At 41.9% G+C, this 1,084-nt stretch carries 1 protein-coding gene; it reads left to right on the top strand.

Translation table 11 applies throughout. The features are described from left to right. Positions 1-56: 56 nt before the first annotated feature. A protein-coding gene (locus AB4307_RS21185) for an IS630 family transposase (protein WP_372133390.1) occupies positions 57-1,084 on the top strand; the annotation gives its coding sequence in 2 pieces (ribosomal slippage) (positions 57-515 and positions 517-1,084; 1,027 coding nt annotated over the 2 pieces). This gene is flagged as partial in the annotation.

Consider the following 1,084-nt stretch of genomic DNA (forward strand, 5'->3'; position numbering starts at 1 on the left):
AATTAAAGTAAAAATGTGATCTAATTAAGATTGATGAATTATTGTGAAATTTAGCCATGGATAGCCTTAATAACACTGACTTCAAAAAGCTTGCGAGCCAGCAAAAAACCATTCAGATGAAGATGCGTTTACTTGCGCTCGCACACTTTAAAGACGGCCTCTCTCGTACACAAATTGCAAAATCTCTCAAAGTCAGTCGAACCAGTGTCAATAAATGGGTTCGGATTTTTTTTGAAGAAGGCCTAGAAGGACTTCAAGAAAAACCTCGGACTGGTAGGCCTGCATACCTCACCGATGAGCAGCGGGCTCAACTCAGTGCCTTCATAAAAAAAGAAGCTGAATCACCTTCTGGTGGCCGCCTTGTTGGAAGCGATATACATGACTACATCGTTAAACACTTTGACAAGCACTACCACCCTAATTCCATCTATTATCTCCTCGACCACATGGGTTTTTCTTGGATAACTTCTCGTTCCAAACACCCTAAACAATCACAGCAAATACAGGACGATTTTAAAAAAATTCCAAATCGAAACGATCCTTAAGATCCCCGGCCATATTGGGCTAGAGAGTGTTGATGTCTGGTTTCAAGACGAAGCTAGGTTTGGTCAGCAGAACACAACAACACGTCTTTGGGCTACTCGTGGAACGAGACCTCGCGTAGTAAAACAGCAGCAATTTGAATACGCTTATTTGTTTGGCTCAGTGTGCCCATCGAGAGGGATTGGTGAGGCAATGGTCGTCCCTTGGGTTAACAAAGACATCATGATAAACCATCTAGAGCAGATATCTAAAGTCACAGAAAAAGACCGTCATTCAGTGGTAATAATGGATGGCGCAGGATGGCATACCGATGATATTGCTAACCCATTTGATAATGTCAGTATTATCAAATTGCCGCCATACTCACCAGAGCTTAACCCTATAGAGCAAGTGTGGAGTTGGTTAAGGCAACACTATCTAGCAAACCAAAACTTCATTGATTATAACGATATTGTTTCGAAGGTCTGTAGCGCTTGGAATGGATTTCTTGAGTGCAAAGATCGCGTCACAAAAATGTGTACAAGAGATTGGATTGACCTGA

The organism is Vibrio sp. 10N.261.52.C2, from assembly GCF_041471425.1.
In the GTDB taxonomy this organism is placed as follows: Bacteria; Pseudomonadota; Gammaproteobacteria; order Enterobacterales; family Vibrionaceae; genus Vibrio; species Vibrio crassostreae_C.